Genomic DNA, 15,148 nt, shown 5'->3' on the forward strand with positions numbered 1-15,148 from the left:
CATGAGCACGCCGCTGATCGAACTGCGCGACATCCGCAAAGCCTACGGCGGCGTCGATACGCCACGGGTGGAAGTGGTCCGCGGCATCGACCTGAGCATTCAGGCGGGCGAGTTCGTCGCCATCGTGGGCAGCTCCGGCTCGGGCAAATCGACCTTGATGAATATCCTCGGCTGCCTCGACCGGCCGACCTCGGGGACTTATCTGTTCGCCGGCCAAGACGTGGCCCAACTCGACACCGACGAACTCGCCTGGCTGCGCCGCGAAGCCTTTGGCTTCGTGTTCCAGGGCTACCACCTGATCGCCTCGGGCTCGGCCCAGGAAAACGTTGAAATGCCGGCCATCTATGCCGGCCTCAGCGCCACCGAACGGCATACCAGGGCCCAGGCGTTACTGCATCGCCTGGGCCTGGCCGAGCGCACCGGCAACCGCCCGCACCAGCTTTCCGGCGGCCAGCAGCAACGGGTGTCGATTGCCCGCGCGTTGATGAACGGCGGGCATATCATATTGGCCGATGAGCCCACCGGCGCCCTGGACAGCCACAGCGGCGCCGAAGTCATGCTGCTGCTCGACGAGCTGGCGGCCCAGGGTCACGTGGTCATCTTGATCACCCACGACCGCGAAGTGGCCGCCCGCGCCCGGCGCATTATCGAAATTCGCGACGGTCAGGTGGTGGCCGACTACACCGCAGGCAACCGCGCGCCACCGAGCACGGGCGCTTTACAGGCCGAGGATCTGCGCCAGCGCTTGGCCCAGAACGCCAACCTCAGTGGCGCCTGGCGGGCCGAACTGCTGGACGCCCTGCGCGCGGCCTGGCGAGTGATGTGGGTCAACCGCTTTCGCACGGCACTGACATTGTTGGGGATCGTCATCGGCGTCGCTTCGGTCGTGGTCATGCTGGCCGTGGGTGAAGGCAGCAAACGCCAGGTCATGGCGCAGATGGGCGCGTTCGGTTCGAACATCCTTTACCTCAATGGCAGTTCACCGAGCCCGCGGGCGCCAAAAGGCGTGATCACCCTGGACGATGTCGCAGCCCTCGCCACCCTGCCCCAGGTCAAGATGATCATGCCCACCATCGGCAACTCGGTGACCGTGCGCCGGGGCAATCTTGACCAGGTCAGCTACACCGGTGGCAACAACACGGATTTTCCGGCCATCTACAACTGGCCGGTGGTCGAAGGCGCCTTTTTCACCCAAGCCGACCTGGACCGCGCGGCCCCGGTAGCAGTGATCGGCATGAAGATCCGCGAAAAGCTGTTCGCCGGTATCGACCCGATCGGCCAGTACCTGTTGATCGAAAACGTGCCCTTTCAGGTGGTCGGCGTACTCGCCGCCAAAGGTGCCGCATCGGGCGACCAGGACAGTGATGCGCGCATTGTCGTGCCCTACTCCGCCGCCGCCGTTCGCCTATTCGGCAGCCAATACCCGGAATACGTAACGTTGGCGGCCAACGACGGGCGCCGGGTCAAAGAAGCCGAAGATGCAGTCAGGGCACTGCTGCTCAAACTGCACAAAGGTGTAGCGGACTTCGAGCTGACCAACAACGCGGCGATGATCCAGGCCGAGGCTCGCACGCAGAACACGCTGTCCCTGATGCTGGGGGCGATTGCCGCCATTTCCTTGCTGGTGGGCGGTATTGGGGTGATGAACATCATGCTTATGACCGTGCGCGAGCGCACCCGCGAGATCGGCATCCGCATGGCCGTTGGCGCACGTCAGCGGGACATCTTGCGCCAGTTTCTCACCGAAGCGCTGATGCTCTCGTTGGTGGGCGGGGTGGTCGGCGTGCTGCTGGCGTTGCTGATCGGCGCCGTGCTGATCGCTAGCCAGGTGGCCGTGGCCTTTTCGCTATTGGCCGTGGGTGGCGCATTCGCCTGCGCGCTCATCACCGGCGTGATATTCGGCTTTATGCCGGCGCGCAAAGCCGCCGGGCTCGACCCGGTCACCGCCCTCTCCAGTGAATGACGCCGCCATGAAACCCGTGCCGCTCTACCTGCTCCCGCTATGCCTGGCACTGGCGGCCTGCGCCCAAGTCGACGCCCCGGCCGATCGCACAGTGGCCACCCCCGCCAGTTGGCAATTCGCCCAATCGACCCAGCCGCAGAATGATGCCCGGCAATGGTGGCGCCAGTTCGCCAGCCCTACCCTGGAGCGCTTGATCGAACAAGCCCAAGCCGGCAACCACGACCTGGCTGCCGCCACCGCACGTATTCGCCAAGCCCAGGCCGTCGCCACCGTCGCCGGGGCAGCGCTGCTGCCCGAAGTGACCTGGGGGGCGAACGTCGGCCGCGAGCATTTGCTGCGGGGTGACGGCTACGGCCAGCTCAATGCGTACGGTGACCATCGAATTTACAACACCTATGACGGTGCGCTGAGCGCCAGCTATGAGGTGGACTTCTGGGGCGGCAACCGCGCTGCCCGTGCCAGTGCGCTCAAGGGCGTCGAAGCCAGCCAATATGATCGAGCAGTGGTGCAATTGAGCGTACTGGGCGGGGTTGCCGAGGCTTACTTGAAAGCGATGGCCCTGGATGAGCAAGTACGCATCGCCGCACTCAACCTGAAAAATGCCCAACGCGTCCAGGCCCTGGTCCGCAGCCGAGCCGACGCAGGCTCGGCCAGCGCTTTGGAGCTGGCCCAGCAAAATGGCTTGGTGGCCGCCCAACAGCGGCAAGTGCCGTTGCTGCGCCAGCAAGCCGATGAAGCAATGCTAAGCCTGGCGACCTTGCTCGGGCGGCCGATCCAGGGCCTGACGCTGGGTAGCGAAGCGTTCGCCCAACTGACCTGGCCCAGCCTTGGCGCTGGCGTGCCCAGCGAACTGCTCAGGCGTCGCCCCGACATCGCCGCAGCCGAAGCCAAACTCGCCGCGGCCGAAGCCGACGTGCAAGTGGCGCGCGCAGCCATGTTGCCCAAGCTGAATTTGACCGCAAGCTTTGGGACTGGCGCCGAGCACCTGTCAGAAACCTTGCGCAATCCGTTCTACCGACTGGCCGCCGGCCTGGTCGGCCCCGTGTTCGACCACGGCCGGCTCGACGCCAAACGCGAGCAGGCCAGGGCCAAGCGCGAGGAACTGCTGGAAGACTACCGAGGCAGCATCGTCCAGGCCTTCGCCGACGTGGAAAAAGCCCTGGTAGGCATCCGCTATTTGGATCAACAGCGCCAGTGGCAAGAAGAGGAACTGCAGCAAGCGCAGCGAGCCTTCGATTTGGCGCAAAATCGCTACCAGGCCGGCGCCGAAGACCTGCTGACCGTGCTGGAAACCCAACGCACGCTGTATGCCGCGCAAGACCTGCAGGTACAACTGCGCCTGTCGCGCCTGACGGCCAGTGTAGGTTTGTACAAGGCCCTAGGCGGAACCTGGCAGTAGGAGGGGCCTCAGCCCCGAGAGGCCGCCACGCGGCCGGTTTCGCGTTCCGCGCCGTCTGTTACGGCGTAAAGATCAAAAGATCGGGGGCGAGCCCCCTCCTACCCGTTTGGGGTATCAGGCCTGGCCGATATGCCGTGCATACCAAGGCCGGCGTGGCACGCGCTTGAACAGGCCGTCCAGCAAGTCTTCGTGGCCGAAGATAATCTTCAGGGCCAGCTTCATGACTTCCGGGTCCATCTCCACCGTTTTACCCGCCAACACCCCAGGGGCGGTGCTGCAACCGTGGGTGTCCGGGCCGAGCCAGGGGTCGTCGACCTCGACCCAGCGCCCCGGCGCAAACCAGGCTACGCCGTTAACCTGCAAACGCTGCAACTGGCCAGGGTTGAAACGCTCATGGGCGCGGTACCAGTCTTCGATCCTGTCGTCGATCCAGCCATGAAACCCCCAGAACACCGGGTTCACATGGGAAGAAAACGGGTCACCGAGAAAATCGTTTTCGGCGCCGAACCAGCGCGGCGCGAAGTCCATCGGGTGCCGGGCGAACGGCACCGGCGCGTCGTTCGAGGGGTCACGGGGCACCGAGGCCCAGCGCATGTGCAGCCAGTCGTGCAGGCCCAGCTCCATCTCCGAGCCCAACTGGCCAAGGGTCAGTCGCGACAGGTAGCGCAAGTCTCGATAGCGCGACTCCCACACCTCGAAATTGCTGTGAAAGGTTTCCGCACTTTTGATGTCACTGACCCACTGGCTGTACGCCACGTCTGCCCCAGCGCTCCAGCTGGGCGGCAGCGCCATGCCGTCGTGGTTATCGAAATAGCGGGCAAAACCGACCGGGTCGCGTTGCAGTTCCGGCTGCGGCAACGGAAAGTGCGGCCAAGAAGGCAGTGGCTGCAGCGCCCGGGCCATCCCCAGCATATGCCGGTGCATAAATAAAAAATCCACGCCCGAGCCATTGCGGTCCTTGTTAGGGCCCCGGGCATCACGCTCCCGATCGCGGGGCCCGGCTTGCCAGCCGATGCCGCGCAAGGCCTGGCGGCGGTCCTCAGCCAGGCTATGCCATTTATCCCGCGAGGCATGCCAGAGCTGATGGAACAGGCGATGCTCCGGGCTGATCAAGCGCTGCAACAGCGGCGGGCTCAGGCCAATGCGCTGGCGGGCCTCGGGAAACAGCCGCTTGCTAGCGACCATCTGCAGGTCCAGCTCTGGCCAACTGAGGGGGCGATCCAAGCGCAGCAGGCGGCCGCTGAGGGTGGCGTTACCGGCGTTGGCGTAGTTGGCCCAAACCTCATCCAGGCTCAATTGGCATTCATACAGCGCCGGTTCATCGTCCCGGCTAAGGCGCCAATGCAAAGCGGCCGGCTGCGCCTCAGCCAGGTCGCCGAGCAAGCGGTAGGCCGGTTCAGCACCGGCGCGCAGGCGCTCGCCGTGGTCCAGACAACCGCGCACGGCACGGCCACGGGGGGCGATGTCGATAAACAACGTTAGGCCGTCAACGGGCAGCCCGGGTAAATCACGGTCAGCGCCCAGCAAACGCACGTCCCACACCCCGCGCAATGCATCGGCCAGGCGCCGGCCTGCAGCGTCCGGCAACTCAACGCTGGCTTCGCCCGGGGTCGGCGGACGCAGGTCACGGGTGAGCTCACGGTGTGCGTAGTACAGCGCCGGGGCGGCCGCGCCGGTCACTGCCAGCGTCGCCATGAACCCGCGTCGAGAAATCGTCATTGCCCTACCTGTGTCAGCCATGGAGCAGGCCGTATCCCAGCTAGAACGTGTACTTGCCGGCGAAATTTAAGCGTGCTCGGTAAATTTTCCCGGGCCCGGCTCGTTATCCGGGGAAACGCAAAAGGCCCCACCGCGCCGAGCGGCGAACCTGATTGAGAAGGCAATGACTAGAAAAACTTTGTACGCCAGCCTCGCGCTGCTGCTGGTGCTGGCCCTCGGCGGCACGCTCTTGGCCTGGTACATCGTGCAGCAGAACAACGCTGGCTACCCGATCAAGATCGTCAAGCAGGCCGAGGAACTGCAGGAACGGATCATTTCGTTCGACAGCCACATTACCCTGCCCCTGGGCTTCGGCACCGAGGGCAGCGAAGCCGACCGCGATGGCCGCAACCAATTCGACCTGGTCAAGACCGCGCGCGGGCGCCTGTCGGGCGCCGCGTTAACGATCTTTGGCTGGCCGGAAATCTGGAACGGCGCCAACGCCCCTCACCGCCCCACCACCGGCTTTCTCGCCGAGGCCCAGCACCAACAAGAGGTTCGCTACAAGGCCATCACCGGCATGGTGCGCGACTTTCCCAACCAGGTCGGCATCGCCTACACCCCCGACGACTTCCGCCGTCTGCACGGCGAAGGCAAGTTCGCCATCGTCCTCAGCATGCTCAACGCCTACCCCCTGGGCAACGACCTCGACGCCCTCGACCGCTGGGCTGCGCGGGGCATGCGCTTGTTCGGCTTCAGCTACATCGGCAATAACGCCTGGGCCGACTCGTCCCGGCCACTGCCATTTTTCAACGACACCCCGGACGCCTTCGACGGCCTCTCACCCCTGGGCAAGCGCGCGGTTCAGCGCTTGAACGACTTGGGGGTGGTGATTGATGTGTCGCAAATGTCAGCCAAGGCCCTGGTGCAAACCGCGCAACTGAGCCGCACGCCGCTGGTGGCCTCGCACTCGGTGCCGCGGGCGTTCGTCGACATCCCGCGCAACCTGGCCGACAAGGAACTGGAGCTGATCAAAAACACCGGCGGCGTGGTGCAAGTGGTGGGCTTCCCGGCGTACCTCAAGCCCCTGAGCGCCGCCAGCCAGGCCAAACTCAATACCTTGCGCAGCGAGTTCGGCCTGCCGCCGTTGAGCGACCCAGCCATGGCCCTAATGCCGGGCGACCCGGTGATTGCGGCGTGGTCAGAGGCCAAGTTCGGCCAGTACGCCTCACGCCTCTACGCGATTCTGGAAGAGGAACCCAAAGCCAGCCTCAAGGACTTTGGCGACGCCATCGATTACACCGTGCGCAAGATTGGCATCGACCACGTCGGCATCGCTTCGGACTTCAACGAAGGCGGTGGTCTAGAGGGCTGGAAGGACGTCAGCGAGACCCGTAACGTCACCGCCGAGCTGCTCCAGCGTGGCTATTCAGAGGCCGACATCGCCAAGCTTTGGGGCGGCAATTTTCTGCGGGTCTGGGAGCAGGTGCGCCTGGCGGCCCGCCCCGCTGACAGCGCACCGAGCCAGGGTGGGCACGATCATGAGTGACCGCCGGACCTTCCTCAAACAGGCCGGCCTGCTGGCCGCCAGCGTACCGTTGGGCGCGAGCCTGGGCCTGGCCAACGCCGCCAGCAACGCCGCCAGCAACGCCGCGGCCGGCGACAAATGGCAGCGCTTGCAGCAGCAGTTCAGCCTGGACCCAGCCTATATCCATTTTTCTAACTTTCTGGTCACTTCGCACCCCCGCCCGGTGCGTGAAGCCATCGAGCGCCACCGTGCCTGGCTCGACCGCAACCCCGGCCTGGCCATGGACTGGGACCGCGAAGAAACCTGGCAGCACGAAGCACGGGTGCGCCAAGCAGCGGCGGATTACCTACAGGTACGCCCCGCCCAGATCGCCCTGACCGGCAGCACCACCGAAGGCCTGGTGATGCTCTACGGCGGCCTGCAAGTGCGCCCGGATCAAGAGATCCTGACCACCGTGCACGAGCATTACTCGGCCTACACCACCTTGAAGTTCCGCGCGCGCCAACAAGGCACCCAAGTGCGCAAAATGCGCCTGTTCGAGACCCCGCAAGGGGTTTCCAGCGACGAGGTGCTGAGCAACATCGACCGTCAGATCCGCCCCAACACCCGGGTGCTGGGCATGACCTGGGTGCACTCGGGCAGCGGCGTCAAACTACCCATCGGCGAAATCGGCGCCTTGGTGGCACGGCACAACCGCGAGCGCGCCGAATCCGAGCGCATCATCTATGTGGTCGACGGTGTGCATGGGTTTGGCGTGGAGAACGCCAGCTTCGCCGAGCTCGATTGCGACTACTTTATCGCCGGCACCCACAAATGGATGTTCGGCCCGCGCGGCACCGGCATCGTCTGCTCGCGCAGCGATACGGTGAAGAACCTGGTGCCCAGCGTGCCGACGTTTTCTCAAGACAATGACTTCGCCACCAGCCTGACTCCTGGGGGCTACCACGCATTCGAACATCGCTGGGCCCTGGACGAGGCCTTTAAACTGCACCTGCAACTGGGCAAGGCCGATGTGCAGGCGCGCATTCATCAGCTTAACGACTATTTGAAACAACGCCTGGCCGAACAGCCTTGGGTCGAACTGGTGACGCCCCGCCGCGCAACCTTTTCAGCAGGTTTCAGCTTCTTCAGGGTCAAGGGCCAGGACAGCGACAAGATCGCCGCCGCACTCATGGCCCGCAATGTGGTGGTGGACGCCGTGAATCGAGACGTCGGGCCGGTGGTCCGCACCGCGCCTGGCCTGCTTAACAATGAGGGCGAAGTGGACCGATTTATGGCCCTGCTGACCGCCGTACGGTAGGTCGCGGAAACATTTGCTTGCAAGTGCCCTTCCGCTTTCGCCCGGCTGATTCGTCTATAGTAATAACGTATATCGAATCGTTCTCGTTTCGATGCGCATCATTTAGAATCAACGCAGGCCGCCGGGCTGCCCCTGGGCATACCGGCGGCCTTGGTTCGCCCCCTCGAAATCAAAGATGCCGCCTTCATGTCAAAAAAGTCACGTTCAAAAATCTGGTTCCTGGTGCACAGCTGGCTGGCTCTGCCGATTTGGTTCTTCGTCCTGATCGTCTGCGTTACCGGCACTCTGGCGGTGATCAGCCAGGAAATCGTATGGCTGGCCAACCCGGACGTGCGCGCGTCTAAACCTACGGACGACGCCCAGCCCATGAGCCTGGATACCATCCTGGCGACCATGAAAGCGGCGCAACCGGACATCATCGTGCAATCGCTACGCCGCCCCGACGAGTCACACTTCGCCCTGATGGCCCGGGTCAGCTACCCCGACGGCAGCTCGCCGACGCTGTACGTCAACCCCTACACCGGGGTCATTCAAGGCAAAAGCCCAGCGTTCGACTTCGAAGCTTTCACCCGCGCCCTGCACGGCTGGTGGCTGGTGCCCTTCACCAACGGATTTAGTTGGGGCTGGTACCTGGTGTCGCTGTTGGGCTTGCCCATGCTCGCGTCGCTGGTCACCGGGCTGGTGGTCTACAAAAAATTCTGGAAGGGCTTTCTCAAACCAACCCTGCGCTTTCGCCAGGGCGCGCGCATATTCTGGGGTGACTTTCACCGCCTCAGCGGGATCTGGTCGATCTGGTTTATCGCGGTCATTTCCATTACCGGCGTGTGGTTTCTGATCAAAGCGATTCTGTTCGACAACAACATTTCCATCTCCACCGAACCCGTGCTGCCGGTGATCGCCCGCCAAGACGTGCCCATCACCCGCGATGCCCAGCCGGCCCCGCGGATCAGCCTCGACCAGGCCGAACAGATCGCCAACGGCCGCATCAGCGGCCTCGATGCGCGCTTCATCGGGCTGCCGTTCAATGCCTACGGGCACTATTCCATCTCTGGCCGCGGCTGGTACCCGCTGATGTTCCAGAGCGCCGAAATCAACCCTTATAACGGTAATGTCGAGGCCACGCGGTTGCTCTCCGACCGTTCTGGCCTGGAGTTCGTCACCGAGTCCATGCGCCCGCTGCACACCGGCGACTTCGGCGGTATCTGGATCAAACTGGTGTGGTTCTTCTTCGGCCTGCTGCTCAGCATGATGGTCCTCAGTGGCTTGCTGATCTGGACCAAACGCACCGCCCAGGCCACCAGCGCCGCGCTCAAGCGCAGCTACCGTACCCAGCCGCTTGAAGCCCGGAAAACCGTGGAGAGCCGCCCATGAGCAAATCCCTCAGTGTCGCCCCGCCCTCGGCCAGCAAGCGTTGGTGGCTGAAGTGGCGCTTTCACCTGAACATCCTGTTGCTGCTGATCCCCCTAGGCTTTATGCCCAAGTACTTTGCCGACATGGCGCTGTTCCGTGGCGACAGTGGCCTGGGCGAGCGCATCGTCGGCGACGTCGCCGTCGGCCCCTGGTCACTGCGCCTGGCCGAACTGCGCAACGCCGCACCCACCAAGGACGGCCCAGCGGGCTACATGAAAGCCTTCAACGCGGCGCTGTGCGATGCCTGCCTCGACCAGGTCAAAGCCACCTACCTGCGCATCGGCAAGCCCCGTAGCCTGCGCGCTGCGGGCTCGATCTTCTTCGGCACCGGCTACCGCATGGGCACCATCATGCCGGTGCCGGCCAAGACTCCCGTCGACGCTGAACTGTGGATCACCATGGAAGGCTGGGACGGCGCCATGCACCAGGCATCCATCCCCCTGCAACAAGCATCGCCGGCCACGGTCGCCTGGCTGCAAAAACAAGGAGGCACGCAATGAACACTCCCCTACTGCGCTGGGCCAGCGGGTTCGGTCTGGCCCTGTTGGCCGCCACCGCGCAAGCCCACAACCCGATGTGCGAATGCAAGGAAGTCGCTGGCGAGCAGATCCAATGCACTGGCGGCTTTTCCGATGGCAGTGGCGCCCCAGGGGTGACCCTCGACGTCATCGGCTATGACGAAACCGTCTTGGTACCCGGCAAGTTGGGCCCCGACTCGAAACTGACCTTCAACAAGCCCGCCAGCGAGTTCTACGTGCTGTTCGACGCGGGCCCCGGCCACGTGGTGGAAATCGATCACGCGGATATCTCGCCACCATGACCAGCCAAGTCATCCGCCCAGCGGGCGCCAGTCATGAAACCCTTTACGTGCTGTTGCTGTGCGCCTGCATTCTGCTGGGTGCCGGCGCCGTGGTGCTGTGGCACCAGGAGCCCGCCGTGGCGGACAACGTGCAGGCCTACCAAGTGGATGCCCGCCGCGACCTCAGCGCTGGCGAACAAGGCTTGTACGCCGACCTGCGAGTGACCCTCGACGAAATTCAGCTGCTGCTCAAAGAAGAGCAGCACCCGCCGGCGGTCGAGCGCCTGGCCGACGAAGGCTTCGCGCCATTCGCCAGCGACGCCAGTTCCGTCAGCCGTGGCGGCCACCACTGGGCACTGCTCAACGAGCAGGCCTACCTGGGCCTCAGCGAGCGGCCTGAGGTGGCCGGCACCTTGTTGTTACGCCTGGGCCACAACGACGTCTGGCTCAACCGCAATGCCCAAGCCAGCGCCCCGGCCGACCTGAGCGACCCGGCTCTGATCGCCAGCGGCTGGAAGCAGATCGTCACCCAATACGATGCCGGGGTCACCCGCCAGCACCGTCATTGAGCCTTTGCCCTTGCCCCCTTTGTCTTTGTCGAGAAGCCCATGCCCCTGTCTTCGTTGATCCCCCGGCGCGTCGTGCTCGCCGGTTTGTGCGCCCTGCTGTTGGCACCCTTGGCCCACGCCGCGCAGCCAGCTAAAAAACTACGCATCGGTATCACCTTGCACCCCTACTACAGCTATGTGGCGAATATCGTCGGCGACAAGGCTGAAGTGGTCCCCCTGATACCCGCCGGGTTCAACCCCCACGCCTACGAGCCGCGCGCCGAAGACATCAAGCGCATCGGCGACCTCGACGTGGTGGTGCTCAACGGGGTCGGCCACGACGACTTCGCTGACCGTATGATCCAGGCCAGCGAAAAACCCGACATCCCGGTGATCGAATCGAATGCCAACGTGCCGCTGCTGGCCGCGACGGGCACCATGGCCCGTGGCGCGGGTAAGGTGGTCAACCCGCACACCTTCCTCTCCATCAGCGCCGCAATCCTGCAGGTGAATAATATCGCCCGCGAGCTGGGCAAGATGGACCCCGACAACGCCGCGACCTATACCGCCAACGCCCGTGCCTACGGCAAGCGCCTGCGCCAGATGCGCGCCGATGCCCTGGCCAAGCTGACCCAGGCGCCCAATGCCGAGTTGCGCGTGGCCACGGTGCACGCTGCCTACGATTACCTGCTGCGCGAGTTTGGCCTGGAGGTCACCGCAGTGGTGGAACCGGCCCATGGCATCGAGCCGAGCCCCAGCCAGTTGAAAAAGACCATCGATGAACTGCGTCAGTTGGACGTCAAGGTGATCTTCTCGGAGATGGACTTCCCGTCCACCTACGTCGAGACCATTCAACGTGAGTCCGGGGTCAAGCTGTACCCGCTTTCGCACATCTCCTATGGCGAATACAGCGCCGACAAATACGAAAAGGAAATGGCCGGCAACCTCAACACGGTGGTGCGCGCGATCCAGGAGGCTGGTGCATGACCGCCCAGCAAACCCTGGCCGTCGGGCCTGCCATCGCATTTTCCAAGGTCAGCCTGGAACTGGGCCGCACCACCATTCTCGACAACGTCAGTTTCGACGTGCGCGCGGGCAGTATTCACGCCCTGGTCGGCCCCAATGGCGGCGGCAAGAGCTCGCTGATCAAGACCCTGCTCGGGCAGATGCCCCACCAGGGCAACTTGAGCCTGCACTGGCCGGGCGCGCCCGACACCATCGGCTATATCCCCCAGGCGCTGGAGTTCGACCGGGGTCTGCCCATGACCGTTGACGACTTCATGGCAGCCATGTGCCAACGCCGCCCGGCCTTCCTCGGGCTTTCATCCAAGGTGGCCCCAGCCATCGACGCAGCGCTGGCGCGGGTCGGTATGCTCGACAAACGTAAAAGGCGCATGGGCGCGCTCTCGGGCGGCGAACGCCAGCGGGTGCTGCTGGCCCAGGGTTTGATTCCACCACCGCGCCTGCTGGTGCTGGACGAGCCCATGTCGGCCCTGGACGAAGCCGGCATTCAAGTGTTCGAACGGTTATTGGCCGACTGGCGCCAGGCTGGGGTCACGGTGCTGTGGATCGAGCACGACTTGGCTGCGGTCCAGCGCCTGGCCGATCGCGTCACCGGCCTCAACCGGCGCCTGCTGTTCGACGCCCCGCCCGCTGCGGCGCTGACCCCGGAACGCTTGCTCAGCCTGTTCTCCACCCACCCGCGTAGCCCGGAGGCGGCGCCCCTATGAGCTATGAAAGTTTTCGTCTGATGATCCAGGGTTGGGCCTCGGCCGGCTACCTGCCGGAATCCCTGGCCTACGGTTTCGTGGTCAATGCCTTGCTCGCGGGTTTGATGATTGGCCCGGTGCTCGGCGGCCTCGGCACCCTAGTCGTGGTCAAGCGCTTCGCGTTCTTCTCCGAGGCGGTCGGCCATGCGGCGCTCACCGGCGTGGCCATCGGTATCTTGCTCGGCGAGCCCTACACCGGGCCCTATGGCAGCCTGTTCGGCTTTTGCCTGCTGTTCGGCATTTCCCTTAACTACCTGCGCAACCGCACCGGGCTGGCCCCGGATACCCTGATCGGGGTGTTCCTGTCGGTGTCCCTGGCCCTGGGCGCCAGCCTGTTGCTGGTGCTGGCAGGTAAAATCAACGTGCACATTCTGGAGAACGTCCTGTTCGGCTCGGTGCTGACGGTCAACGGTAACGACTTATTAGTACTCGGCGGCGTCGGCCTGCTGGTGCTGGGCCTGAGCCTGCCGTTGTACAACCGCATCATGCTGGCCAGCTTCAATCCGCAACTGGCCGCGGTGCGCGGCGTGGCGGTAAAGACCCTGGATTACCTGTTCGTGATCCTGGTCACCCTGATCACCGTGGCGGCGGTCAAGGTCATTGGCGCGATCCTGGTGGGCGCGCTGCTGGTGATCCCGGCCGCGGCGGCGCGCTTGCTCAGTCAGTCGCTCAAGGGGTTCTTCTGGTTATCGGTGCTGATCGCTACGGTCAGCACCCTGTGCGGCATTCTTCTGCCGATCATTTTCGACCTGCCGGTGCCGTCAGGAGCGGCGATCATCCTCGTCGCCGGGCTAGCCTTCGCCCTCTCCGCCATCGCCCGCGGCACCGTGCCCGCCCTGAAAGGAAACCTCGGATAAATGCGCAAGCCTATCAGCCAATTCGCCCTTGCCCTCGTGGCTGCCAGCCTGTTCAGCCAGGTTGCGCTGGCGGCAGACACGGCCAAGCCCGTGCGTGTCCTGGCCTCGTTGCCGATTACCTATGGCCTGGCCTCGGTGCTGCTGAAAAACACCGATGTGCAACTGGAGCAGGCGGCCCCCGGTAACCTTCCGGGCAGCCGCCAGAGCGCCTATTTCAGCGGCCGTGGTGCGCCAGCCCTGCAAAAACTGGCCAGTGGCGCCGACGCTGTGATCGGCCTGCGTGCCCTCTGGCCCGACGACCCCTTGTACCCCATGGCTCGGCGCAGCAACATTCGCATCGTTGAAATCGATGCCGTACGCCCTATCGATGGCAGCCTGCCCGGCGTGGCATTACAACCCGGTGCTGCCCACGAGGGCCTAAACAGCCAACCGTGGCTGGCCAGCCAGAACATGGGGCGCATGGCCGACGTCATCGCCGCCGACCTGGTACGCCTGGCCCCGGCCGCGAAAAAGCCCGTGGATGCCAACCTCGCCGCGCTCAAGCAGCGCCTGCTGAAACTCAGCGCCGAGAGCGAAACGGCCCTGGCCCAGGCCGACAACCTCACGGTTTTCAGCCTCTCCGAGCGCCTGGGCTACTTGGCCAGCGGCTTGAACCTCGACCTGCTGGGCAGCGATTCGCGCCCCGACACCGAATGGAGCGCCGATGCCCTGCAAGACTGGCAAAAGCAACTGCAGGCCAACGACGTGAAAGTGGTGCTGGCCCACCGCGAACCGGCCGAGCCGATCAAAGCCGCCATCGGCGCGGCAGGCAGCCAACTGCTGGTACTGCCCACCGACAGCGCCGACCCAGTGGCAGAGCTGGAAGGCAACGTCGGCCTGTTGGTCAAGGCCCTGACCACCGCGCCCAGCCGCTAAATTCAACCTCGGCTCAACCGTTATCCAAGCATCCCAGACCGTTCCCCAACGGTCCTTGATGACGAGGAGCCGAATGAAACCGCTTTTTTCTCTGTGGGCCGTGAGCGCCTTGATGTTCGCCGGCCACGTACAGGCCGCTCCAGCGCCTGGCCAGGTATTAAAAGACTGTAAAGACTGCCCCGAGATGGTCGTGCTGCCGGCCGGTAGCTTTGTCATGGGTTCGCCCGAAGACGAACTGGGCCGCCAGGAAGACGAAGGCCCGCAGCACACCGTGACCTTCGCCAAGCCGTTCGCCATGAGCCGCTACACGGTCACCGCCGGCGAGCTGGACGCCTGGATCAAAGCCACCGGGGTGGTAATCGCCAATGGCGACGACCGCCCAGGGCGCCTGTGCGAGGCCAGCAAGCCGCGCTATACCCAAGGGCCGCGCCAGCCGGCCGTATGCGTGAGCTACGCCGATGTCGAGGGCTATGCCCAGTGGCTGTCGAAAAGCACCGGCCAGCACTACCGCATGGTCAGCGAAGCCGAACGCGAATACGGCGCCCGTGCCGGCTCCACCGGTGCGTTTCCGTTCCCCTTCGACAAACCCGGCGAATACCAGATCAGCCAGCATGCCAACACCTACGGGCCGGCCGATGGTTACAGCTACACCGCGCCGGTAGGCAGTTTCCCAGCCAACGCCTTTGGCTTGTACGACATGCACGGCAATGTCTACGAATGGGTTGCCGATTGCCTACACCCCAACTACCAAGGCGCGCCCAGCGACGGCAGTGCGTGGACCGAGGGCGGCAACTGCGAGATCGCCCATATGCGCGGCAACGACTGGGGCGAAGCGCCGGTGTTCTCCCGCTCGGCCAACCGTAACGATCGCTACAAACGTACCCGTGGCGATTACCTGGGCTTCCGCGTTGCGCGCGAACTTTAACCGGCTGCAGGCACCTTCCCCCACACGCAGGAGACAC

At 64.3% G+C, this 15,148-nt stretch carries 14 protein-coding genes; 13 read left to right on the forward strand and 1 reads right to left on the reverse strand.

Annotated elements, in window-relative coordinates:
- Position 1 precedes the first annotated feature (1 nt).
- On the forward strand, positions 2 to 1,963 hold the full coding sequence (locus QCL65_RS17155) for a MacB family efflux pump subunit (RefSeq protein WP_407310783.1): 1,962 nt from the start codon (positions 2 to 4) through the stop codon (positions 1,961 to 1,963).
- A gap of 7 nt (positions 1,964 to 1,970) precedes the next feature.
- Positions 1,971 to 3,362, forward strand: coding sequence for an efflux transporter outer membrane subunit (locus QCL65_RS17160; protein WP_407310785.1), 1,392 nt, complete (start codon positions 1,971 to 1,973; stop codon positions 3,360 to 3,362).
- A gap of 114 nt (positions 3,363 to 3,476) precedes the next feature.
- Here the strand turns inward: QCL65_RS17160 and QCL65_RS17165 are convergent, their stop codons facing one another.
- On the reverse strand, positions 3,477 to 5,081 hold the full coding sequence (locus QCL65_RS17165; RefSeq protein WP_407310787.1) for a twin-arginine translocation signal domain-containing protein: 1,605 nt from the start codon (positions 5,079 to 5,081) through the stop codon (positions 3,477 to 3,479).
- A 163-nt stretch (positions 5,082 to 5,244) separates the two neighbouring features.
- Between QCL65_RS17165 and pvdM the strand changes: the two genes are divergently transcribed.
- The 11 genes from pvdM (at position 5,245) to QCL65_RS17220 (ending at position 15,111) form a co-directional block, all read left to right on the forward strand.
- Positions 5,245 to 6,609 carry a pyoverdine-tailoring dipeptidase-like protein PvdM gene (pvdM, locus tag QCL65_RS17170; protein ID WP_407310789.1) on the forward strand — a complete coding sequence of 455 codons (1,365 nt, stop codon included), beginning with the start codon at positions 5,245 to 5,247 and terminating at the stop codon, positions 6,607 to 6,609.
- Positions 6,602 to 7,888 carry an aminotransferase class V-fold PLP-dependent enzyme gene (locus QCL65_RS17175; protein ID WP_407310791.1) on the forward strand — a complete coding sequence of 429 codons (1,287 nt, stop codon included), beginning with the start codon at positions 6,602 to 6,604 and terminating at the stop codon, positions 7,886 to 7,888. The genes pvdM and QCL65_RS17175 overlap by 8 nt, the downstream gene beginning before the upstream one ends.
- 186 nt (positions 7,889 to 8,074) lie before the next feature.
- Positions 8,075 to 9,259 (forward strand): PepSY-associated TM helix domain-containing protein, encoded by a 1,185-nt coding sequence (locus tag QCL65_RS17180; protein ID WP_407310793.1) that lies wholly within the window; start codon positions 8,075 to 8,077, stop codon positions 9,257 to 9,259.
- Positions 9,256 to 9,798, forward strand: a complete 543-nt coding sequence (locus QCL65_RS17185; protein ID WP_407310795.1) for a thiamine pyrophosphate-binding protein — start codon at positions 9,256 to 9,258, stop codon at positions 9,796 to 9,798. Before QCL65_RS17180 ends, QCL65_RS17185 begins: the two co-directional genes overlap by 4 nt.
- Positions 9,795 to 10,118 carry a hypothetical protein gene (locus QCL65_RS17190; RefSeq protein WP_407310797.1) on the forward strand — a complete coding sequence of 108 codons (324 nt, stop codon included), beginning with the start codon at positions 9,795 to 9,797 and terminating at the stop codon, positions 10,116 to 10,118. Before QCL65_RS17185 ends, QCL65_RS17190 begins: the two co-directional genes overlap by 4 nt.
- Positions 10,115 to 10,666 (forward strand): DUF6162 family protein, encoded by a 552-nt coding sequence (locus QCL65_RS17195; RefSeq protein ID WP_407310799.1) that lies wholly within the window; start codon positions 10,115 to 10,117, stop codon positions 10,664 to 10,666. The genes QCL65_RS17190 and QCL65_RS17195 overlap by 4 nt, the downstream gene beginning before the upstream one ends.
- A gap of 39 nt (positions 10,667 to 10,705) precedes the next feature.
- Complete coding sequence (locus QCL65_RS17200) at positions 10,706 to 11,632, forward strand: metal ABC transporter substrate-binding protein (RefSeq protein ID WP_407310800.1); 927 nt, start codon at positions 10,706 to 10,708, stop codon at positions 11,630 to 11,632.
- Positions 11,629 to 12,375, forward strand: coding sequence for a metal ABC transporter ATP-binding protein (locus tag QCL65_RS17205; protein ID WP_407310802.1), 747 nt, complete (start codon positions 11,629 to 11,631; stop codon positions 12,373 to 12,375). Before QCL65_RS17200 ends, QCL65_RS17205 begins: the two co-directional genes overlap by 4 nt.
- A complete protein-coding gene (locus QCL65_RS17210; protein WP_407310804.1) occupies positions 12,372 to 13,271 on the forward strand; it encodes a metal ABC transporter permease in 900 nt (299 codons plus the stop codon). The genes QCL65_RS17205 and QCL65_RS17210 overlap by 4 nt, the downstream gene beginning before the upstream one ends.
- Complete coding sequence (locus tag QCL65_RS17215; protein ID WP_407310806.1) at positions 13,272 to 14,186, forward strand: metal ABC transporter substrate-binding protein; 915 nt, start codon at positions 13,272 to 13,274, stop codon at positions 14,184 to 14,186. It abuts the gene before it with no gap.
- Positions 14,187 to 14,259: 73 nt separating this feature from the next.
- Entirely contained in the window at positions 14,260 to 15,111 is an 852-nt protein-coding gene (locus QCL65_RS17220) for a formylglycine-generating enzyme family protein (RefSeq protein ID WP_407310808.1), read from the forward strand.
- The last annotated feature ends 37 nt before the right edge of the window (positions 15,112 to 15,148 follow it).

Source organism: Pseudomonas sp. nanlin1 (assembly GCF_045571515.1).
Classification (GTDB): domain Bacteria; phylum Pseudomonadota; class Gammaproteobacteria; order Pseudomonadales; family Pseudomonadaceae; genus Aquipseudomonas.

Excerpts from the sequence above, each read along its gene's own strand:
- QCL65_RS17155 (WP_407310783.1), top strand. The coding sequence starts at position 2 with ATGAGCACGCCGCTGATCGAACTGCGCGACATCCGCAAAGCCTACGGC.
- QCL65_RS17160 (WP_407310785.1), top strand. The coding sequence starts at position 1,971 with ATGAAACCCGTGCCGCTCTACCTGCTCCCGCTATGCCTGGCACTGGCG.
- QCL65_RS17165 (WP_407310787.1), bottom strand. The coding sequence starts at position 5,081 with ATGACGATTTCTCGACGCGGGTTCATGGCGACGCTGGCAGTGACCGGC.
- pvdM (WP_407310789.1), top strand. The coding sequence starts at position 5,245 with ATGACTAGAAAAACTTTGTACGCCAGCCTCGCGCTGCTGCTGGTGCTG.
- QCL65_RS17175 (WP_407310791.1), top strand. The coding sequence starts at position 6,602 with ATGAGTGACCGCCGGACCTTCCTCAAACAGGCCGGCCTGCTGGCCGCC.
- QCL65_RS17180 (WP_407310793.1), top strand. The coding sequence starts at position 8,075 with ATGTCAAAAAAGTCACGTTCAAAAATCTGGTTCCTGGTGCACAGCTGG.
- QCL65_RS17185 (WP_407310795.1), top strand. The coding sequence starts at position 9,256 with ATGAGCAAATCCCTCAGTGTCGCCCCGCCCTCGGCCAGCAAGCGTTGG.
- QCL65_RS17190 (WP_407310797.1), top strand. The coding sequence starts at position 9,795 with ATGAACACTCCCCTACTGCGCTGGGCCAGCGGGTTCGGTCTGGCCCTG.
- QCL65_RS17195 (WP_407310799.1), top strand. The coding sequence starts at position 10,115 with ATGACCAGCCAAGTCATCCGCCCAGCGGGCGCCAGTCATGAAACCCTT.
- QCL65_RS17200 (WP_407310800.1), top strand. The coding sequence starts at position 10,706 with ATGCCCCTGTCTTCGTTGATCCCCCGGCGCGTCGTGCTCGCCGGTTTG.
- QCL65_RS17205 (WP_407310802.1), top strand. The coding sequence starts at position 11,629 with ATGACCGCCCAGCAAACCCTGGCCGTCGGGCCTGCCATCGCATTTTCC.
- QCL65_RS17210 (WP_407310804.1), top strand. The coding sequence starts at position 12,372 with ATGAGCTATGAAAGTTTTCGTCTGATGATCCAGGGTTGGGCCTCGGCC.
- QCL65_RS17215 (WP_407310806.1), top strand. The coding sequence starts at position 13,272 with ATGCGCAAGCCTATCAGCCAATTCGCCCTTGCCCTCGTGGCTGCCAGC.
- QCL65_RS17220 (WP_407310808.1), top strand. The coding sequence starts at position 14,260 with ATGAAACCGCTTTTTTCTCTGTGGGCCGTGAGCGCCTTGATGTTCGCC.